Genomic DNA, 3,196 nt, shown 5'->3' on the forward strand with positions numbered 1-3,196 from the left:
ATCCGACACGGAAGAAGGCCCAGAAAGATATTGCCAATTACATCGAGGTGTTCTATAATCGTAAACGAATCCATTCAGGGATCGACTACAAGACTCCGCAAGAAGTCCGCAACGAATACCTGAATCGACAGCTCGCAGCGTAACCGTCCGCAAATGGAGCGGTCCGGAAAGCTCCGGGCAGCCCACGTGCACGTGGGCCGTTAGTGTCCACATACGGCGTCACCGTCAACCCCTCAAACTCCACCGGGCGAAACGGTGTCCCGTTCAAGATCTCCGGCGGCACCGGCTGAACCTCAGCCGCGATCTTCACCGTCAACTCACGCTGCCCCTTACGCGCGTCCGGGTCGGCATCCATCACCGGCACCTGCCACACCGGCAACCCGCTGACCTTGTCCCGCTTCTGCACCCGGTTGTCCTTCGTCGACGCATCAAAATCCGCCTCCGCCGTGACCTCACCGATCACAAACGCCCCATGCGGAAACACCGCACCAAACTCCACCGGGATAGCTCCCTGCAACGCCATGACGTGTGCCTCCTCGGCTCCGTGTATGTGTTTGGCACCTCCAAACACATGACCAGCATGCCTAGGTAACTTAGATAAGTCAAGAGTCTTGGACAGATGCTGGCACTGCTGAGGGTTAACGGTGCAGTCAGGAGCATGGGTAGCTAGCTCTTCTAGGCAGCCTGTACCGTGTGGGCATGAGCCTCGACCCCGATGATTCGCGACCGCCCTATGTGCAGGTCGCTAATGCGCTACGTGCCGCGATCTTGACCAAGAAGTTCAGTCCGGGCGACAAGTTGCCCTCGGGTAAGGAGCTGGCTAAGCAGTACGGCGTAGCGCGGATGACCGTTCAACAAGCCCTGCGCCTGCTCAGGGAAGAGAATCTCATCGTCTCCCGTCACGGCAGCGGCGTATTTGTGCGCCAGCGCACCGAGAAGCCGGTGGGCCTGCGGCCCTATGTCGAGCAGGCCTTTGAACGCGATCACGTGGCCATTGACTTCGCGGGCTTATCCGGTGAGACGCTGCAAGGCGCGATACAGGAGCCACTCGACAAGATCCGGGCCGGTCGTATTACGCCGCAGACTGTGACTATCCGGGTCCTGGTGCCGGACACGTCCACGCCATGGGCGTTGCCTGTGCGCGTGGACGATCAGCACGACGAGCCCGCCTATCGTCGCCGAATCGACACGCTGTTCAGCCGCCATGTTGGCGCGATGGCCGACGCTATAGGCGAATTGGACGAACTCGGGCTCATCAGTGAGGCATCGGTACAGGTCCGAACGCACGCTTTGACGCCGCTGTTCAAGCTGTACCTACTCAACGATGAGGAGATGTTCTTCGGGTTCTACCCCATCTACGCCCGCACCATTGAAACCGACGCTGGGGCTGTTGAGATGTACGACCTCGGCGGCAAGGACGCCGTACTTTTCCACCAATCCGCTACCGATGATCCAAGCGCGCCGGATACACAGCACGTCGCGCAGGCACGTGAGTGGTTCGACAGCATGTGGAACACCATGTCCCGCGAGCGTGCATTGTGAGCCTCACCGACGCACCACTCGACGCGCTGCTTTCCCGTTCCCGCTGTGTGCTGCTCGACTTCGACGGCCCTGTCTGCTCGGTCTTCGCTGCTGTCGACACTGCCAAGCTTGCCGATGAACTACGTCGTCTCCTGCCTGCCGCCCCGCCGCCTGAGATCGCGGCCAGCACCGACCCGATGGCTGTGCTCTACCACGCCCAAACCATCGATCACGCAACTGCTCGCAAGATCGAAGCGGCTCTCACAACCGCCGAGCACGACGCGATCGCCTTGGCCAGACCAACGGTTGGCGCCGTCGAGACCATCCATGCTGCCGTGCATACCGGCCGACGAGCCGGCATCGTCAGCAATAACGCCGAGACCGCCATCCGCGTCTACCTGGACGCCCACAAGCTCAGTCCACATATCGACGTTGTGGCGGCCCGCACACCCGAAAACGCCGCCAGGCTCAAGCCCTGGCCAGATCTACTATTTGCCGCGCTCGCTCAACTAGATGCCGAACCGTCCACCACGGTATTCGTCGGCGACTCTCCCTCCGACGTGATGGCCGCCCACGCGGCAGGTGTCGCGGCGATCGGTTACGCGAACAAGCCCGGCAAACGCGAACGCCTCAGCAGCCAAGACCCCGCCCGTGTCATCGTGTCTATGGACGACCTCGCCATCGCGCTGAGGCGGGACCACGCGACCTGATCCGGGAAAGCAGTAACCCCGGGGACGTGCCGAAGCAGAGGCCCACCGGGGTGTTCATCAACAAGTATACGTAAAGGTGGCGATCGTGGCCAACGAAAGCAACGAGGTCAACCTCGATGATCTGGTGCCGTTGCTATCGTCTGAACGACTCAGGCCGTACCGTGATTCCACCCAGAACCTCCTGGGCGCGATCAAACTCTACGAGTGGAACACGTCGGTTTCCGGCGCAATGTACGAAGTGTTAGCCGGGCTCGAAGTGATACTACGCAACGCGCTCGTGTCCCAGCTCGAGAACTGGCACGGCCAACGAGCGGGAGCTTGGTACCGGGACCCGCGACGTGTCCTCGCGCCTGAACGGCACATCCAGATCGTCCAAGCGAGAGAGCGAGTCAGGCAGCTCGGACGAGACGAGACCCCCGGCCGCGTCGTTGCAGAGCTGTCCTTCGGCTTCTGGCGCTACCTGCTCACCAAACGGTACGAATCCAGCCTGTGGACTCACCACCTGCGGCATGCCTTCCCACATCTTCAACCGCAATCTCGCGCCCGCGTCGAGAAGCGCATCCGACACCTGAACCGCCTACGCAACAGAGTGGCCCACCACGAGCCCATCCATAACCGCGATCTGAACCGCGACCACCAAGACATCATCACGCTCATTGGCTGGATCAGTCCGGACGCCGCACGCTGGGTCGGAGAGCAAAGCCGGATGCCTGCCCTCCTCGCCGCCCGTCCATTGCCGAGTTGACCTCTTAGAGATCAAGGCGGCGCTGGCGCGCCGCTCGGCTCGGCGTCGGGCATGCGGCCTGGCGGCCGGTCCCTCTGCCGAGCCTGGCCTTAACCCTGTCTTTTCACGGTGATCTTGGGGTGAGGGTGTGTCAGTAAGACGAAAAGTGCTCCTGAGCAGGGAGAATGAGAGTGTCTAAGTCTTGTTCGCCCGGCTCGAATGGAGCACTTTTCGTATGGTT

At 61.4% G+C, this 3,196-nt stretch carries 4 protein-coding genes; 3 read left to right on the plus strand and 1 reads right to left on the minus strand.

Going from position 1 to position 3,196, the window contains the following annotated elements; all coding sequences use genetic code 11:
- Positions 1–85 precede the first annotated feature (85 nt).
- Positions 86–523: a plasmid replication, integration and excision activator gene (locus tag F7O44_RS29245; protein WP_162453869.1), complete on the minus strand. Its 438-nt coding sequence runs from the start codon at positions 521–523 to the stop codon at positions 86–88.
- 176 nt (positions 524–699) lie between these two features.
- Between F7O44_RS29245 and F7O44_RS29250 the strand changes: the two genes are divergently transcribed.
- From F7O44_RS29250 to F7O44_RS29260, 3 genes are all read left to right on the plus strand, one after another.
- Positions 700–1,542 carry a GntR family transcriptional regulator gene (locus F7O44_RS29250; protein WP_174256011.1) on the plus strand — a complete coding sequence of 281 codons (843 nt, stop codon included), beginning with the start codon at positions 700–702 and terminating at the stop codon, positions 1,540–1,542.
- Entirely contained in the window at positions 1,539–2,231 is a 693-nt protein-coding gene (locus F7O44_RS29255; RefSeq protein ID WP_162453871.1) for an HAD family hydrolase, read from the plus strand. Before F7O44_RS29250 ends, F7O44_RS29255 begins: the two co-directional genes overlap by 4 nt.
- Before the next feature lie 85 nt (positions 2,232–2,316).
- Entirely contained in the window at positions 2,317–2,976 is a 660-nt protein-coding gene (locus F7O44_RS29260; protein WP_162453872.1) for an Abi family protein, read from the plus strand.
- The last annotated feature ends 220 nt before the right edge of the window (positions 2,977–3,196 follow it).

This window comes from Phytoactinopolyspora mesophila, assembly GCF_010122465.1.
Taxonomy (GTDB): domain Bacteria; phylum Actinomycetota; class Actinomycetes; order Jiangellales; family Jiangellaceae; genus Phytoactinopolyspora; species Phytoactinopolyspora mesophila.

Excerpts from the sequence above, each read along its gene's own strand:
- F7O44_RS29250 (WP_174256011.1), top strand. The coding sequence starts at position 700 with ATGAGCCTCGACCCCGATGATTCGCGACCGCCCTATGTGCAGGTCGCT.
- F7O44_RS29245 (WP_162453869.1), bottom strand. The coding sequence starts at position 523 with ATGGCGTTGCAGGGAGCTATCCCGGTGGAGTTTGGTGCGGTGTTTCCG.